The sequence below is a fragment of the Caballeronia sp. LZ024 genome (assembly GCF_031451455.1).
Classification (GTDB): domain Bacteria; phylum Pseudomonadota; class Gammaproteobacteria; order Burkholderiales; family Burkholderiaceae; genus Caballeronia; species Caballeronia telluris.
Genome location: NZ_JARUXL010000001.1, coordinates 437,484 through 453,126, shown reverse-complemented (window position 1 = coordinate 453,126; position 15,643 = coordinate 437,484). Strand labels below are relative to the sequence as shown.

16 protein-coding genes are annotated in these 15,643 nt (G+C 64.2%); 7 read left to right on the top strand and 9 right to left on the bottom strand.

What is annotated here, in order from left to right; translation table 11 throughout:
• Positions 1–23 precede the first annotated feature (23 nt).
• Both QCE48_RS02165 and proC read left to right on the top strand, forming a co-directional pair.
• Positions 24–722 carry a YggS family pyridoxal phosphate-dependent enzyme gene (locus QCE48_RS02165; RefSeq protein WP_309786373.1) on the top strand — a complete coding sequence of 233 codons (699 nt, stop codon included), beginning with the start codon at positions 24–26 and terminating at the stop codon, positions 720–722.
• Positions 723–740: 18 nt separating this feature from the next.
• Positions 741–1,553, top strand: coding sequence for a pyrroline-5-carboxylate reductase (proC, locus tag QCE48_RS02160; RefSeq protein ID WP_309786374.1), 813 nt, complete (start codon positions 741–743; stop codon positions 1,551–1,553).
• A 106-nt stretch (positions 1,554–1,659) separates the two neighbouring features.
• Here proC and QCE48_RS02155 read toward each other — a convergent pair whose 3' ends face one another.
• The 6 genes from QCE48_RS02155 to recG form a co-directional block, all read right to left on the bottom strand.
• A complete protein-coding gene (locus tag QCE48_RS02155) occupies positions 1,660–1,995 on the bottom strand; it encodes a hypothetical protein (protein ID WP_309786376.1) in 336 nt (111 codons plus the stop codon).
• 149 nt (positions 1,996–2,144) lie between these two features.
• Positions 2,145–3,005, bottom strand: a complete 861-nt coding sequence (gene ubiA / locus QCE48_RS02150; protein ID WP_309786377.1) for a 4-hydroxybenzoate octaprenyltransferase — start codon at positions 3,003–3,005, stop codon at positions 2,145–2,147.
• A 122-nt stretch (positions 3,006–3,127) separates the two neighbouring features.
• On the bottom strand, positions 3,128–3,616 hold the full coding sequence (locus QCE48_RS02145; RefSeq protein ID WP_309786378.1) for a Dps family protein: 489 nt from the start codon (positions 3,614–3,616) through the stop codon (positions 3,128–3,130).
• Positions 3,617–3,807: 191 nt separating this feature from the next.
• Positions 3,808–3,978, bottom strand: coding sequence for a hypothetical protein (locus QCE48_RS02140; RefSeq protein WP_309786379.1), 171 nt, complete (start codon positions 3,976–3,978; stop codon positions 3,808–3,810).
• Between the two features lie 148 nt (positions 3,979–4,126).
• Entirely contained in the window at positions 4,127–5,086 is a 960-nt protein-coding gene (locus tag QCE48_RS02135; protein WP_087633049.1) for a hydrogen peroxide-inducible genes activator, read from the bottom strand.
• Between the two features lie 133 nt (positions 5,087–5,219).
• The gene (gene recG, locus QCE48_RS02130) at positions 5,220–7,427 is read right to left on the bottom strand and encodes an ATP-dependent DNA helicase RecG (protein ID WP_309794066.1); all 2,208 of its coding nucleotides are present in this window, start codon (positions 7,425–7,427) and stop codon (positions 5,220–5,222) included.
• 133 nt (positions 7,428–7,560) lie between these two features.
• Between recG and queA the strand changes: the two genes are divergently transcribed.
• The 5 genes from queA to secF all read left to right on the top strand — a co-directional run bounded on the left by queA (position 7,561) and on the right by secF (position 13,495).
• Entirely contained in the window at positions 7,561–8,610 is a 1,050-nt protein-coding gene (gene queA / locus QCE48_RS02125) for a tRNA preQ1(34) S-adenosylmethionine ribosyltransferase-isomerase QueA (RefSeq protein ID WP_309786382.1), read from the top strand.
• Between the two features lie 52 nt (positions 8,611–8,662).
• Positions 8,663–9,823, top strand: a complete 1,161-nt coding sequence (gene tgt, locus QCE48_RS02120; RefSeq protein ID WP_309786383.1) for a tRNA guanosine(34) transglycosylase Tgt — start codon at positions 8,663–8,665, stop codon at positions 9,821–9,823.
• A gap of 168 nt (positions 9,824–9,991) precedes the next feature.
• Positions 9,992–10,321, top strand: a complete 330-nt coding sequence (gene yajC, locus QCE48_RS02115; RefSeq protein ID WP_087633053.1) for a preprotein translocase subunit YajC — start codon at positions 9,992–9,994, stop codon at positions 10,319–10,321.
• 133 nt (positions 10,322–10,454) lie between these two features.
• Positions 10,455–12,527 carry a protein translocase subunit SecD gene (gene secD, locus QCE48_RS02110; protein WP_309786386.1) on the top strand — a complete coding sequence of 691 codons (2,073 nt, stop codon included), beginning with the start codon at positions 10,455–10,457 and terminating at the stop codon, positions 12,525–12,527.
• A gap of 17 nt (positions 12,528–12,544) precedes the next feature.
• Positions 12,545–13,495, top strand: a complete 951-nt coding sequence (secF, locus tag QCE48_RS02105) for a protein translocase subunit SecF (RefSeq protein ID WP_087633055.1) — start codon at positions 12,545–12,547, stop codon at positions 13,493–13,495.
• A gap of 78 nt (positions 13,496–13,573) precedes the next feature.
• Here secF and QCE48_RS02100 read toward each other — a convergent pair whose 3' ends face one another.
• From QCE48_RS02100 to QCE48_RS02090, 3 genes are all read right to left on the bottom strand, one after another.
• Entirely contained in the window at positions 13,574–14,164 is a 591-nt protein-coding gene (locus QCE48_RS02100; RefSeq protein WP_309786387.1) for a YceI family protein, read from the bottom strand.
• A gap of 26 nt (positions 14,165–14,190) precedes the next feature.
• Positions 14,191–14,754 carry a YceI family protein gene (locus QCE48_RS02095; protein ID WP_309786389.1) on the bottom strand — a complete coding sequence of 188 codons (564 nt, stop codon included), beginning with the start codon at positions 14,752–14,754 and terminating at the stop codon, positions 14,191–14,193.
• Positions 14,755–14,889: 135 nt separating this feature from the next.
• Entirely contained in the window at positions 14,890–15,462 is a 573-nt protein-coding gene (locus QCE48_RS02090; RefSeq protein WP_309786390.1) for a cytochrome b, read from the bottom strand.
• Between the last annotated feature and the right edge of the window lie 181 nt (positions 15,463–15,643).

Genomic DNA, 15,643 nt, shown 5'->3' with positions numbered 1-15,643 from the left:
AACGCCTGAAGCCGCACTTCGCCATGTCCGATATTGCTCAACATCTCGATGAAGTCCGGCAGCGCATCGCGCAGGCAGCCGCTGCCGCGTCGCGCGATCCGGCTTCGATCGCGCTTCTCGCCGTTTCCAAGACCTTCCCCGCCGACGATGTCCGCGCCGCGTTCGACGCCGGCCAGCGCGCATTCGGTGAAAACTACGTGCAGGAAGCGCTCGCGAAGATCGAGGCGCTCGCTGAATTGCGCGGCGAGATCGAATGGCATTTCATCGGGCCGCTGCAATCGAACAAGACGAAGCTCGTCGCGGAGCAGTTCGACTGGGTGCATTCCGTCGACCGGCTGAAGATCGCCGAGCGGCTCTCCGATCAGCGTCCGCAAGGCGCGCGCGCGCTCAACGTCTGCCTGCAGGTAAACGTGAGCGGCGAGGAATCGAAGAGCGGTGTGGAACCGGCCGAAGCGGTCGCGCTCGCGCACCGGATCGCCGCCCTGCCCGGCCTGCGGCTGCGCGGCCTGATGGCGATTCCCGAGCCCGCCGCGACGCTCGATGCGCAACGCGCCCCGCACGCCCGGCTGCGCGCGCTGATGGAGACATTGCGCGCCGACGGGCTCGAGCTCGACACGCTGTCGATGGGCATGTCGGCCGATCTGGAAGCGGCCGTGCTCGAAGGCGCGACGATGGTCCGCATCGGCACGGCGATCTTCGGCGCACGCGATTACTCACACTGACGTTTCACTGAACTCACCATGAAAATTGCCTTCATCGGCGGCGGCAACATGGCCGCCGCGCTCATCGGCGGACTCATCAAGCGCGGCGTCGCGCCGGCGGATCTCTACGCGATCGACATCAACGACGAAGCCCGCGCGCGCACGGCGCAGCAGTTCGGCATCGCGACGGGCGGTGCCGTCGACGGGACGCTCGCCGGGTTCGACGCGATCCTGCTCGCCGTCAAGCCGCAGGTGCTGAAAGAGGTGGCTTCGTCGCTGGCGCCGCATCTGTCGCGGCAACTCGTGATCAGCATCGCCGCCGGGATTCGTGCGAGCGATTTGTCGCGCTGGCTTGGCGGCTATGCGCGCATCGTGCGCACGATGCCGAATACGCCCGCGCTGATCGGCATGGGCGTGACGGGACTGGCCGCGCTGCCGGGCGTCGACGACGCCGCAAAGGCGCTGGCGTCGCAGGTGCTGGAGGCGGTCGGCTCGACAGTCTGGTTCGACGACGAAGCGAAGATCGATGCGGTCACGGCCATTTCGGGAAGCGGGCCGGCTTACGTGTTCTATTTCATCGAAGCGATGCAGGAAGCGGCGCGCCAGCTCGGCATGGACGAAGAGCAAGGACGCGCGCTCGCGGTCGCGACATTCACGGGCGCGGCGCAATTGGCGGCGCAGTCGGGCGAGCCGGCAAGTGTGCTGCGCGAGCGCGTGACGTCGAAGGGCGGCACGACGGCGGCGGCGCTGGCTTCGTTCGATGCGTCGGGCGTCAAGGATGCGATCGTGCGCGGCGCGCTCGCGGCCGACGCCAGGGCGAAGGAAATGGGCGACGAGTTGGGCAACGCTTGAGGCGAGCCTGGCGCTTTACGTGACGAAGCCGTTCTGGGGCGCAGGTCGCAACCGCTCATGCGCCCCAGACGATCGAAGCGTAATCCGCCTCGCGTTTTAACCGCGATTACTGCGCAGCCGGCGACTTAACGCTCGGGGTCGCGAGCGTGTTGTTGCTCGGGGGAGCGCTGGTGCCGGAGGTCGCGCTGTTGTTGTTGCTCGGCAGGCCCGAATTCGGCGACATGGCGCGCGCACCGCTATCCGAGTTCGTCATGCCCGGCGTGCCGTAGCCGCCCGTAGCGCCGTTCATCTGGCCCGGCGCGGCGTTCATCTGATTGGACGGACTGGCCGTGCTGCCTGTCGAACCGCTGCCGCTCGATCCGCCGGCCGCCTGTGCATAAGCACCGCCCGACAGCGTGAGTGCGGCGAGGGCCGCGATGAATGTGCTGGTTGCCTTGCTCATGATCCGTACCTCCTTGATCGGACTGGAATATAGACACAGACGATCGACGCCTGCTTGTCCATGAGTGCAGCAAACGCCGTGCCGCGTGCGCTATGTGCGTCGCCTGCCTGTTGCGTCGTTCCGACCCCTCAACCGTCCCGCGCGCGCCATCACGCTCCCAGCGCATAGTGCAACGCGATCCCCGCAAACAGCATCCCGCCCAGCCAATTGTTGTGCTTGAACGCAGCGAAGCAAGGCATGCGTTCGCGGTTGCGAATCAGCCCGTAGTGATAGACCGCGCATCCCGCCGCCGCCGCCCAGCCGAGCCAGTACATCCAGCCGAACTTAAGCGCAATCCCGATCCCCACGTAAATCGCCAGCGTCACCGCATAGCAGACCATCACGGCCAGCACGTCGTAGCGCCCGAAAGTCAGCGCGGACGTCCGAATGCCGATCTTGATGTCGTCGTCCCGATCGACCATCGCGTATTCGGTGTCATACGCGACCGACCAGAACACGTTGGCGATCAGCATGATCCACGCGAGCATCGGCACCTGGTCCTGGACGGCGGCGAACGCCATCGGAATGCCGAATCCGAACGCGATGCCGAGATACGCCTGCGGAATCGCGAAGAAGCGCTTGGTGAACGGATAGGTTCCCGCGACGAAAAGCGCGAACACCGAGAGTTCCTTCGTCAGCGTGTTGAGCGGCAGAATCAAAAGGAACGCGACGATCGAAAGCGCCGCCGCGAGCACGACCGCTTCCCACGCCTGAATCTTTCCCGACGTCAGCGGCCGGTTCTCGGTGCGCTTCACATGGCGATCGAAGTCGCGGTCGGCGTAATCGTTGATCGCGCAGCCGGCCGAGCGCATCAGGATCGTGCCGACGATGAAGATGACGAGCAGCATCGGCGAAGGATGGCCGTCCGACGCGATCCACAGCGCGTTGAGCGTCGGCCACAGGAGCAGCAGGCTGCCGATGGGCTTGTCGAGGCGCACGAGGCGCAGGTAGAGCGGAAGGCGGGCGAACATGGGCGCGGACAATGAGGGCGATGCCGTATTTTAGAGCAGCGCGAAACCGCCGCCCCAAAAGCAAAAACCCCCGCACTCCAGCGAGCACGGGGGCCTGTGAACCGCAACGTCGAGTCAAATCATCAAGCGAGCATCGCGCGCAGCATCCACGCGGTCTTCTCATGCGTCTGCATGCGCTGCGTCAGCAGATCGGCGGTCGGCTCGTCGTTGGCGGCATCGGTCGTCGGGAAAATCTCGCGTGCCGTGCGCACCACCGCTTCCTGTCCTGCCACCAGCTGGCGGATCATCTCTTCGGCCGCGGGCACGCCATCGGCTTCCGGAATCGACGAAAGCTTCGCGAACTCGCGATAGCTGCCCGGCGCATGCACGCCGAGCGCGCGGATGCGTTCCGCGATCTGATCGACGGCCAGTGCCAGTTCGTTGTATTGCGTCTCGAACATCAGGTGCAGCGTGTTGAACATCGGCCCCGTGACGTTCCAGTGGAAATTGTGCGTCTTCAGATACAGCGTGTAGGTATCCGCGAGCAGACGCGAGAGGCCGTCGGCGATCTTCTTCCGATCCTTGTCGCTGATACCGATGTTCACAGCCGGTGCAGTTTCTTTCTTCGCCATGATGACTCCGTGAGAGAGTGATACGAACGGTGCGAACGCGCCGCGCCTCGCCGGTTGTTCCAGACGCAGCCGTTCGAGCGTTCGACAGTTTATCTTAGAAACGTTGGCCGCCTGGCTGCCCGCCTGGCTGCCCGGCGAGGCCGCAAGCCTTGCTGCGACGCGCCTTTGCGGCGCATCGCGTGCCGCCGGATTCAGGCGAACGCACCTGCGCCGCCCGCGCGCAACGCCTCGACGACGATCGCGCCATACCCTGCCGCGATCATCCCGAAAGCCAGCGCGACGCGCACGCCGCGCGACGCCCTGCGGCTTTTTGCCTCGATCCGCTCCACGGCCTGTTCGATCGTCATCAGCGCTTGGGTCATTGCATTCTCCTTAGGTCATGCAAGATCTTAACAAATTCTATTCTCATTTCGAATTCGATAAATTTTATCTATTCGATAGACGCCGACTCACGCGATGAAAACAGGAAGCGCATGAAAAATCGCGCCTCGAACGAGGCGCGGCGTGCGGTCAGTTGACGGCGACAGGCATATCGAGTTTCTTGACGCCGGGCAGATCGCAGGCGGCGATGGCGTCGGAGATGGCGTCGATGGCGGCCATCCGCGTGAAACTCTTGCGCCACGCGAGCACGACCCGGCGGTCCGGCACCGGCTCGTCGAACGGAACGTAGCTGAGAAGGCCCGCATCGATGCCGCCCGCATGCGGTTTCACTTCATGCACCGACATGCGTGGCAGCACGGTAATGCCGACACCGCTCGCGACCATATGCCGGATCGTCTCGAGCGACGATCCTTCGAACGTCTTCTGAATGCCGTCGGCGTTCTGCGAAAAGCGCATCAGCTCGGGACACACGCCGAGGACGTGATCGCGGAAACAGTGACCGCTGCCGAGCAGCAGCATGGTTTCCTGCTTCAGATCGTCGGGATCGATCTTGCTGCGGTTTTCCCACGCGTGCCCCGACGGCATCGCGACGACGAACGGCTCGTCGTAGAGCGCGCGCACCATCAGGCCGGTTTCGGGAAACGGCAGCGCCATGATCGCGACGTCGATTTCGCCCTGTTTCAGCAGCTCGATCAGCTTGAGCGTGTAGTTTTCCTGCAGCATCAGCGGCATCTGCGGGACGTTGCGGATCATTTGCTTGACGAGCGTCGGCAAGAGATACGGCCCGATCGTGTAGATCACGCCGAGACGCAGCGGACCCACGAGCGGGTCCTTGCCCTGCTTGGCGATTTCCTTGATGGCGAGCGTCTGTTCGAGCACGCGCTGTGCCTGAGTGACGATCTGCTCGCCGATCGGCGTGACGCTGACTTCGCTCGTGCCGCGTTCGAAAATCTGCACGTTGAGCTCGTCTTCGAGCTTCTTGATCGCCACCGACAAGGTCGGCTGGCTGACGAAGCATGCCTCGGCGGCGCGGCCGAAGTGCCGTTCGCGGGCCACCGCGACGATGTACTTCAATTCAGTGAGCGTCATTGGGGACCAATGAAAGACGTTGAGTCGATAGGTTTGACTTATACACCCGCGAAGACGATTCGCCAACTGATCGGCCGTGCGGGCGCGGCGCCGGGTGAAATAGGGACCGACACGCGCGCGCCGAGTTCAACGCCTATGCCTTCAGGTACTGTTCGCGCGCGCCGAGCCAGCGGGTCAGATGGCGCGTGACGGCCTCGGGGAACTCCTTGAGCATGTGGTCCGCCGCCGCGCGCGCCGGGTCGATTAGCCAGCCGTCGTTCTCCAGGCTTGCGAAACGCAACATCGCCTCGCCGGACTGGCGCGCGCCCAGAAATTCTCCGGGACCGCGAATGTCGAGGTCGCGCCGGGCGATTTCGAAGCCGTCCGTGGTTTCGCGCATCGTCTGCAGGCGCGCGCGCGCGGTCTGCGAGAGCGGCCCCGCGTACACCAGCACGCACACGGACGCGGCGCTCCCCCGCCCGACCCGCCCGCGTAGCTGATGCAACTGCGCGAGCCCGAAGCGCTCGGCGTGCTCGATCACCATCAGCGACGCGTTCGGCACGTCCACGCCCACTTCGATCACCGTCGTCGCGACGAGCAGTTGCACCTCGTTGCGCGTGAAGGCGTCCATGACGGCGGCTTTCTCGGCCGGCGCGAGCCGCCCGTGAACCAGCCCGACGCGCAATTCCGGCAACGCGGCGGAAAGCGTCTCGTAGGTTTCGACGGCCGTCTGCAATTGCAGCGTCTCGCTCTCCTCGATCAGCGGACACACCCAGTACACCTGGCGCCCCGTGAGCGCCGCCTCGCGCACGCGGCCGATCACTTCGTCGCGGCGGGCGTCGGAGACGAGCTTGGTCAGGATCGGCGTGCGGCCGGGCGGCAGTTCGTCGATGGTGGAGACGTCGAGATCGGCGTAATAGGTCATCGCGAGCGTGCGCGGGATCGGCGTCGCGGACATCATCAGCTGATGCGGCTGGAAATCGCGCCGGCCGTCGGCGGCGTTCTGCGCCTTCGCGCGCAGTGCGAGCCGCTGCGCGACGCCGAAGCGATGCTGTTCGTCGACGATCACGAGCCCTAGACGCGCGAACTCCACCGCGTCCTGGATGATCGCGTGCGTGCCGATCACGAGTTGCGCGCCGCCCGAGGCCGCCGCAGCAAGCGCCTCGCGCTTGTCCTTCGCCTTCAGGCTGCCCGCGAGCCACGCGACCGTCACGCCGAGCGGTTCGAGCCAGCCGCGCAGCTTGCGCGCGTGCTGCTCGGCGAGGATTTCGGTCGGCGCCATCAATGCGGCCTGATAACCGGCGTCGATCGCCTGCGCCGCCGCGAGCGCCGCGACGATGGTCTTGCCGCTGCCGACGTCTCCGTGCACAAGACGCTGCCGCGGATGCGGCAGCGGCCGGTCGCCCGCGATCGCCGCGCACACGCGCTGCTGCGCGCCGGTCAGTGCGAACGGCAGCGCTTTCAAAAAGCGCGCCGATAGCGACGCGGGTTCGTCGAGCGAGCGACGCGGCATCGCCGGCGCGGCGCGCGTGCGGCGCTCCTCGTGCGCGCGCTTGAGCGACAGCTGCTGCGCGAGCAGTTCCTCGAACTTGATGCGCGTCCACGCCGGATGCGTGCCGTCGACGAGCGCGGTTTCGTCGGAATCGGCGCGCGGATGATGCAGCGTTTTCACGGCATCGAGCAGTTCGGGCACGCCGAGCGGCTGCAAGTACGCGCGCGCGATCTTCTCCGGCAGTAGTTCCGGCAGCGAAACGCGCTTGAGCGCGCTATCAATCGCCTTCCTCAGATACGCCTGCGACACGCCCGCCGTGCTCGGATAAACCGGCGTGAGCGCCTGCGGCAGCGGCGCGTCTTCCTCGACGGGACGCAGCGCCGGATGCACCATCTCCAGTCCGAAAAATCCGCCGCGCACGTCGCCGCGCACCCGCAGGCGCACGCCGACCGCCATCTGCTTGACCTGCGAGCCGTAGAAATTGAGAAAGCGCAGCGTGAGCTGATCGCCGGCGTCGTCCTGAATTTTCACGAGCAACTGGCGCCGCGGCCGGTACGCGATCTCGTTCTCGAAGACGACGCCTTCCGTTTGCGTGTTGTCGCCGGGAATCAGTTCGCCGATGGGCGTGAGCGTGGTTTCGTCCTCGTAGCGCATCGGCAGATGCAGCACGAGATCAATGTCGGATTTGAGGCCGAGTTTCGCGAGCTTGTCGGCGGGTTTCGACGGCGGCGCCGGCTTTTTGAGCGCTTCAGCCGGTTCGACGCCGCCCGTTTTTGTCCGTCCGCGCGGCCTGGCGACCGGCGTGCCGGGATCGTCGGCTGCGTCGGGAGCGTCGGGTACGGAGGCCAGGCGGCGGTCGGACAAGGGCATCTAATCTCTTCGCAAGTACAATATCGGGCTTATTCTCAGGCTTCGGTTCGCCGCGGTGGCGCTTTTAGAAGCGGTACGCGCGACTCGTGCCGGCTGCAACCGCGCGTTTGCACCGCGCTCCAACCCGCATCCCATGTTCACGCTTTCCGATTTCGATTTTAATCTGCCGCCCGAGCTGATCGCGCAAACGGCGCTCACCGAGCGCAGCGCGAGCCGTCTGCTCGACGTCGACAACCGCGCGACGCCCGCCGCGCTCACCGACCGCCAGTTCGCCGAATTGCCGACGCTGATCGAGCCCGGCGACCTGCTCGTTTTCAACGATACCAAAGTCCTGAAGGCGCGCTTCCTCGGCAAGAAGGCCAGTGGCGGGCGCATCGAGGTGCTGGTCGAGCGCCTGACCGGGCCGACCACCGCGCTCGCGCAGATCCGCGCGAGCAAGAGTCCGGCGCCGGGCACGGTGCTGACGCTCGCGGATGCGTTCGATGTGACCGTCGGCGAGCGCGTCGAGCCGTTCTACACGCTGCATTTTCCCGCCGAGTGCCTCACGCTGATCGAACAATACGGCCGGCTGCCGCTGCCGCCGTACATCGAGCACGACCCCGACGCCATCGACGAAACGCGTTATCAGACCGTCTATGCGGCCAATCCGGGCGCGGTCGCGGCGCCCACGGCGGGCCTGCACTTCGACGCCGCGCTGTTCGAGCGGCTCGACGCACGCGGTGTCGAGCGCGCGACCCTCACGCTGCACGTCGGCGCGGGCACGTTTCAGCCAGTGCGCGTCGAGAAGATCGACGAGCACAAGATGCACAGCGAGTGGTATCAGTTGCCGCAATCGCTCGTCGACAAGATCGCGGCGACCAAAGCGCGGGGAAACCGCGTGATCGCAGTCGGCACGACCTCAATGCGCGCGCTCGAAGCCGCCGCCCGCGACGCCGCGAACGAAAGCCGTCCGCTCGCGGCCGCCGTCGCGGAAACCGACATCTTCATCACGCCGGGCTATGAGTTTCGCGTCGTCGACCGGCTGGTGACGAATTTCCATCTGCCGAAGTCGACGCTCCTGATGCTTGTGTCCGCGTTCGCGGGCATGGAGACGATCCGCGACGCGTACCGGCACGCAATCGAGCAACGCTACCGCTTCTTCAGCTACGGCGACGCGATGCTGCTCACCCGCCAGCTACGCTGACTTTCAACCCACTTGCGCCGGACTGTTTTCCGGTGGCACAGGAGCTTTCTCCATGACCGACGGTCATCATCCGCCCGAAAACGGGCTCAAGTTCGACCTGCTCGCAACAGACGGCCAGGCGCGCCGCGGCCGCCTGACGCTCAATCACGGCGTCGTCGAAACGCCGATCTTCATGCCGGTCGGCACCTACGGCACCGTGAAGGCGATCCAGCCGCGCGAACTCGAAGAAATACACGCGCAGATCATCCTCGGCAACACGTTTCACCTGTGGCTGCGTCCCGGGCTGGAAACGATCGGCGCGCACGGCGGCCTGCATCAGTTCATGAACTGGAAGCGCCCGATCCTCACCGATTCCGGCGGTTTTCAGGTCTTTTCGCTCGGCGACCTGCGCAAGATCACCGAGGACGGCGTCACGTTCGCCTCGCCGATCAATGGCGACAAGCTGTTCCTCTCGCCCGAAATCTCGATGCAGATTCAGAAGGTTCTGAATTCCGACATCGTGATGCAGTTCGACGAATGCACGCCCTACGCGACCAACGGCGTGCCGACCTCGCACCAGGACGCTGCCGAGTCGATGCGCATGTCGATGCGCTGGGCGAAGCGTTCCATCGACGAATTCGGCCGCCTCGGCAATCCGAACGCGCTCTTCGGCATCGTGCAGGGCGGCATGTTCGAGGATTTGCGCGACGAATCGCTCGCGGGCCTCGCGGACATCGGTTTTCACGGCCTCGCGATCGGCGGGCTCTCGGTCGGCGAGCCGAAGGAAGACATGATGCGCGTCTTAAACCACATCGGCCCGAAGCTGCCCGCCGGCAAGCCGCATTACCTGATGGGCGTCGGCACGCCGGAAGATCTGGTGGCGGGCGTGGCGGCGGGCGTCGACATGTTCGACTGCGTGATGCCGACGCGCAACGCGCGCAACGGCTGGCTCTTCACCCGTTTCGGCGACGTGAAGATCCGCAACGCCACGCATAAGAACTCGCTGAAACCGCTTGACGAAACCTGCGGCTGCTACACCTGTGCCAATTTCACGCGCGGATATCTGCATCACCTGCATCGCGTCGGCGAGATTCTCGGCGCGCAATTGAACACCATCCACAACCTGCACTACTACCTGCAATTGATGGCCGAAGTGCGCGAATCGATTGAAAATCACACGTTCGACGCGTTCAGGAAGCAGTTTCAAGAAAACCGCGCGCGCGGCATCGACTAGCCAAGCCTACAAAACCTTTACAATCAGCGGGCGCCGAATGGCCTGAAGCGGCCGCGCGCGATGCATTAACAGCTTGATCGCAAAGCGCTTCCGGCGCGCTCGCGCCCTTGCCCGGTGTAGAATACCGGGCTAATTTTCTGAATCAGTCGTCATAACGGAGAGACCAACGTGTCGTTTATTTCCAATGCGTTTGCACAGGGCACATCAACGGGTGGCATCGAATCGAGCGTCATGCAGTTCCTGCCGCTGATCCTCATGTTCGCGGTGCTGTACTTCATCATGATCCGCCCGCAAATGAAGCGTCAGAAGGAACATCGCAACATGCTCGCCGCCATGGCGAAGGGCGACGAAGTGGTGACGAACGGCGGCATCGTCGGCAAGGTCACGAAGGTCGGCGAAGCCTACGTGGGCGTCGAGATCTCCGAAGGCACCGAAATCACGGTCCAGAAGGCATCCGTCACGACGATTCTCCCGAAGGGCACGATCAAGTCGCTGTAAGGCCAGTTTCTCCCGCGTCCGGCGCGGCCTCGCCACCTCACGGGCCGCTGTCAGCCACGTCTGCCGGCTCGTCGCGCTCAACGCCGGACGCACCCCGCTCTTCTCAAGCCAACTTTGCCGTTCGGCCATCCCCATGAATCGTTACCCCCTTTGGAAATATGCCGTGATGCTGGTGGCGCTCGTCATCGGCCTCGTGTACACGCTGCCCAATTTCTTCGGCGAAGCGCCGGCGGTGCAGGTGTCGAGCGGCAAGGCAACGGTCAAGCTCGATTCGTCCACGCTCGATAAAGTCGAGAGCGCGCTCGCTGCCAATCAGGTGAAGCCCGACGAAGTGACGTTCGACAATTCGTCGACCAACGCGAACATCCGCGTGCGCCTGAAAGACACCGACACGCAGTTGCGCGTGAAGGACCTGCTGCAAAAGTCGCTGAACAGCGATCCGGCGGACCCGGTCTACATCGTCGCGCTGAACCTGCAAGCTGCGTCGCCCCGCTGGCTGACCGCGCTGCACGCGCTGCCGATGTATCTCGGCCTCGACCTGCGCGGCGGCGTGCATTTCCTCTTGCAAGTCGACATGGCCGGCGCGCTGAACAAGAAGCTCGACTCCGACGCCGCCGACGCGCGCGCGCTCTTGCGCGACAAGAACATCCGCGATGGCGGTGTGAACCGCGTGGCGCAGTCGGTCGTCGTCAATTTCTCCGATCAGGCAGTCGCCGACAACGCGCGCCAGGCGCTCACGAACGGCGTGAGCGAACTGCAATGGGCGACGCGTCAGAACGGCGACGGCTATCAGGTCGTCGGCACGTTCACGCCAGCGGCGCAGAAGCTCGTCGAGGACGGCGCGCTCAAGCAGAACATCACCACGCTGCATAACCGCGTGAACGAACTCGGCGTCGCGGAGCCGGTGATCCAGCAGCAAGGCGCCGACCGCATCGTGGTCGAACTGCCGGGCGTGCAGGACACGGCGAAGGCGAAGGACATCATCGGCCGCACGGCGACGCTCGAAGCGCGTCTCGCCGATCCGACCAACACGCATCCGAATCCGAACGACCCGGTGCCGCCGGGCGATGAACTCTTCACGCAAGGCAACTCGGCGCCGGTCCTTTTGCGCAAGCAGGTGATCTTCACCGGCGACCGCATCATCGACGCATCGGCGAGCTTCGACGAGCATCAGCGTCCTTCCGTGAGCATTCGCCTCGATGCGGCGGGCGGGCGCGCGGTGAGCAGCGTGTCGCGCGACAACATCGGCAAGCCGATGGCGATGGTGCTGTTCGAAAAGGGCAAGGGCGAAGTGCTGACGGTCGCGACGATCCAGTCCGAACTCGGCGACCGCTTCCAGATCACCGGCCAGCCGACGCCGCAAGCCGCCACCGATCTCGCGCTGCTGTTGCGCGCCGGTTCGCTTGCCGCGCCGATGGACATCATCGAGGAACGCACGATCGGCCCGAGCCTCGGCGCCGACAACATCAAGAAGGGCTTCGATTCGGTCGTGTACGGTTTCACCGCGATCGCCGTCTTCATGATCGCGTACTACATGCTGTTCGGCCTGATCTCGATGCTGTCCTTGTCGGTGAACCTGCTCTTGCTCGTTGCAATTCTCTCGATGCTGCAAGCCACGCTGACGCTGCCGGGCATCGCCGCTATCGCGCTCGCGCTCGGCATGGCGATCGACGCGAACGTGCTGATCAACGAGCGGATCCGCGAGGAACTGCGCAACGGCGCGCCGCCGCAACTCGCGATCCAGAACGGCTTCTCGCACGCCTGGGCGACGATTCTCGACTCGAACGTGACGACGCTCATCGCCGGTCTCGCGCTGCTCGCGTTCGGCTCGGGTCCGGTGCGCGGCTTCGCGGTCGTGCATTGCATCGGCATTCTCACGTCGATGTTCTCGGCGGTATTCTTCTCGCGTGGTCTCGTGAACCTCTGGTACGGCGGCAAGAAGAAATTGCAGACGCTCGCGATCGGTCAGGTGTGGCGTCCGGAAGGCGGCGACACCGCTGCCGCGACCGCCCACTATCTGGCGATGCAGCGCGGCGACGACTCCCCCGTCGACGAAATCGTCCAGCCCGCGAAGGCCCGCGCGAAAGCGCCGGTTCCCGCGCGTTCGGCCAGCCAGGCCGATGCGCCCGCGCGCACCGGCAAGCCGGTCGCGCGCCGCCGCTCGGGTCCAGGCGTCGATCAAAAGAAACCGGGTTCGTCCCGCTGAGTCCCGGAGCATAAATCATGGAATTTTTCCGCATTCGTCGTGACCTGCCGCTGATGCAGCGCGCGTTGATCTTCAACGCGATCTCGCTCATCACTTTTCTCGCGGCCGTGTTTTTCCTCGTGCATCGCGGGCTGCATCTGTCGGTGGAATTCACCGGCGGAACGGTCGTCGAGGTGCAATATCCGCAGGCCGTGCCGCTCGAACCCGTGCGCGACACGATGGCGAAGCTCGGTTACGCCGACGCGCAGGTGCAGAACTTCGGCACCTCGCGCGACGTGCTGATCCGCCTGCCGTTGAAGCAAGGGCTCACGTCCGCGCAGCAGAGCGAACAGGTGATGACCGCGCTCAAGGGCCAGGACGCGCAGGCGCAGTTGCAGCGCGTCGAGTTCGTCGGGCCGCAGGTCGGCCGCGAGTTGGTGACGAACGGTCTGCTCGCGCTCGCGTGCGTGGTGATCGGCATCATCGTGTACCTGTCGTTCCGCTTCGAGTGGAAGTACGCCGTGGCGGGCGTGATCGCCAACCTGCACGACGTCATCATCATCCTCGGCTTCTTCGCGTTCTTTCAGTGGGAGTTCTCGCTCTCGGTGCTCGCGGCGATTCTCGCGGTGCTCGGCTACTCGGTGAACGAATCGGTCGTGATCTTCGACCGGATTCGCGAAACCTTCCGCAAGCAGCGCAAGATGAGCGTGATCGAAGTGATCAACCACGCGATCACGAGCACGATGTCGCGAACCATCATCACCCACGGCTGTACGGAAATGATGGTGCTCTCGATGTTCTTCTTCGGCGGCCCGACGCTGCACTACTTCGCGCTCGCGCTGACGGTCGGTATCCTGTTCGGTATCTATTCGTCGGTGTTCGTGGCGGCGGCGATCGCGATGTGGCTCGGCGTGAAGCGCGAGGATCTCGTGAAGGAAAAGAAGACCAAGTACGATCCGAACGATCCCAACGCGGGCGCGGAAGTCTGATCCTCCGCGTCTTGCAAGGTGAAATGCAAAAGGCCGGTTCGCGATGAACCGGCCTTTTGTTGTTTCAGGCGATGAAGCTTACTGCTTGATGCCTTCTGCCTGGATATGCAGCACGGTCTTCAGGCTGAAACCATAGGTCTTGCCGTAGTCCATGCCGAAGTCGCCGCGATCGAACGTCGCCGTCGCTTCCGTGCCGCACACTTCCTTCTTCAGCATCGGGTTCTGGAAGCACTTGAACGACTCGATCGTCAGATTCATCGGCTTGGTGACGCCGTGCATCGTCAGCGTGCCTTCCACTTCCACCGGCTTGTCGCCGTCGAACTTGATCGACGTGCCCTTGTAGACGGCCGTCGGGAACTTCGCCACATCGAAGAATTCGGCCTTCTGAAGGTGCTCGTTGAGCTTCTCGTTGCCCGTGTTGATCGATGCCACGTCGATCGTCACGTTCACCGTGCCGGTCTTCGCCGCGCGATCGAGCGTCACCGTGCCGCTCGACTTGTTGAACTTGCCGCGCCACGTCGACACGCCGCCGAAGTGGTCCGACTCGAAGCTCGGATAGGTGTGGTTCGGGTCGAGCTGATACGTGTCGGCGGCCATCGCGCTCATTGACGTCATCGCTGACATGCCCGCGACCAAAGCACCCGCTGCGATCAAAAGTTGCTTCTTCAAGTTCTTCTCCTGGCTGGTTGTGCCGCTCACTTCTTCGCGGCGACGATGTGAAATTTGATGACGACGTCGTCCGCCACCACCGAAGTGTCTTTCCATTCCCCGGTTCCGATGTCGAACTGCGTGCGCTTGATCGGCAGCGAGCCGTCGAAGGTTTCGGTCGCGCCCTGCTGCGTCACGGTCACGGGCACCGTCACCGTCTGCGACTTGCCCTTGATGGTCAGCTTGCCCGTGACCTTGTACTGGTTCGTGCCGGCCGGCGCGATGGCCGTCGACGCGAAGGTCGCGTTAGGGAAAGCGGCGCTGTCGAACCATTCCTTGCCGCGGACCTGCTTGTTGTACTCGTCGTCGCCGAGATCGTAGCTGCCGGTGTCGATGGAGAGGTTCGCGCTGCCCGCAGCCGGCTTGGCCGGGTCGAAGCTGATCTGCGCGGTGAACTTCTTGAACTTGCCGTCGACGGGCACGTTCATCTGCTTCGACGTCGCGACGACCGTGCTCTTCGCCGCATCGACCTGAGCGTGAGCGGCGACGGCCGCCGCGAGCGAGGTGGCGGCGACGCCTGCCAGGACCCAACGTTGGAGATTCGCTTTCATGTCTGCCTTGTTCTTTGTTGATTCACGCCAATGAGCGACGCATAAAGAGATGCAACCTGTATTGAAATGCAAAAAGCGGTCAAAACAATCCGCAGCCGGGAAATGCGCCGCCAACGGGCGGGAAACAGTGTCCGGCTATTTCATAAACGGAAGCATGCGTCCGAGCAGGCCGTCGCGATCGACGAAATGATGCTTGAGCGCCGCGAGCACATGCATGGCGACGAGCGCGAGCAGCGCGTAGTTGAGCCATACGTGCACGAGCCGCAGCGTGCCTTTGAGCGCCTGGTCCGGACCGATGATCGTCGGCAGCGGCAGCACGCCGAGATACACCACCTGAATGCCCGCAGCCGAACTGTAGAAATAGCCGGAAATGGGGACCACGAGCATCAGCAGATAAAGCAGGACATGCGTGAGGTGCGCGGCGCCCTTTTGCCAGTTCGCCATGCCGTCGGGCATCGCGGGCGCGCGATGGTTGATCCGCCACAGCACGCGCACGGCGGCGAGCACGAACACCGTCACGCCGATCCATTTGTGCCACGAGAAATACTTGAGCTTCGTCGGCGTGAAACCGGGGATGTCCGTCATGATCCAGCCGAGCCAGAACCCGCCCACGATCAGCAACGCGATCAGCCAGTGAAGACCGATTGCCGTGCCGCTGTAGCGGGTCGTCGGCGAGAGATTGGCGTTGCCTTGCACGCTGCTTTCCATGGAGGACCTGACAGAAGGATTGCGGGATTGCGAAAAAAACCAGTCGGTCTTCCCCGACCGGTGTTCAAGGCCGCCATCGTACCCGAACGCAAACGAACGGGCATGACGCCCGCAAACACCCGCCTCGCTGGCGCGCATGCCCGCCGGCATTGGCTTTGATGGCTTTTCTGCGCTCATTCTC

Coding starts and splice junctions, on each gene's coding strand:
- secD (WP_309786386.1), top strand. CDS start 10,455: ATGAATCGTTACCCCCTTTGGAAATATGCCGTGATGCTGGTGGCGCTC.
- QCE48_RS02135 (WP_087633049.1), bottom strand. CDS start 5,086: ATGACGCTCACTGAATTGAAGTACATCGTCGCGGTGGCCCGCGAACGG.
- recG (WP_309794066.1), bottom strand. CDS start 7,427: ATGCCCTTGTCCGACCGCCGCCTGGCCTCCGTACCCGACGCTCCCGAC.
- QCE48_RS02095 (WP_309786389.1), bottom strand. CDS start 14,754: ATGAAAGCGAATCTCCAACGTTGGGTCCTGGCAGGCGTCGCCGCCACC.
- QCE48_RS02090 (WP_309786390.1), bottom strand. CDS start 15,462: ATGGAAAGCAGCGTGCAAGGCAACGCCAATCTCTCGCCGACGACCCGC.
- QCE48_RS02145 (WP_309786378.1), bottom strand. CDS start 3,616: ATGGCGAAGAAAGAAACTGCACCGGCTGTGAACATCGGTATCAGCGAC.
- tgt (WP_309786383.1), top strand. CDS start 8,663: ATGACCGACGGTCATCATCCGCCCGAAAACGGGCTCAAGTTCGACCTG.
- QCE48_RS02165 (WP_309786373.1), top strand. CDS start 24: ATGTCCGATATTGCTCAACATCTCGATGAAGTCCGGCAGCGCATCGCG.
- QCE48_RS02140 (WP_309786379.1), bottom strand. CDS start 3,978: ATGACCCAAGCGCTGATGACGATCGAACAGGCCGTGGAGCGGATCGAG.
- proC (WP_309786374.1), top strand. CDS start 741: ATGAAAATTGCCTTCATCGGCGGCGGCAACATGGCCGCCGCGCTCATC.
- queA (WP_309786382.1), top strand. CDS start 7,561: ATGTTCACGCTTTCCGATTTCGATTTTAATCTGCCGCCCGAGCTGATC.
- ubiA (WP_309786377.1), bottom strand. CDS start 3,005: ATGTTCGCCCGCCTTCCGCTCTACCTGCGCCTCGTGCGCCTCGACAAG.
- secF (WP_087633055.1), top strand. CDS start 12,545: ATGGAATTTTTCCGCATTCGTCGTGACCTGCCGCTGATGCAGCGCGCG.
- QCE48_RS02155 (WP_309786376.1), bottom strand. CDS start 1,995: ATGAGCAAGGCAACCAGCACATTCATCGCGGCCCTCGCCGCACTCACG.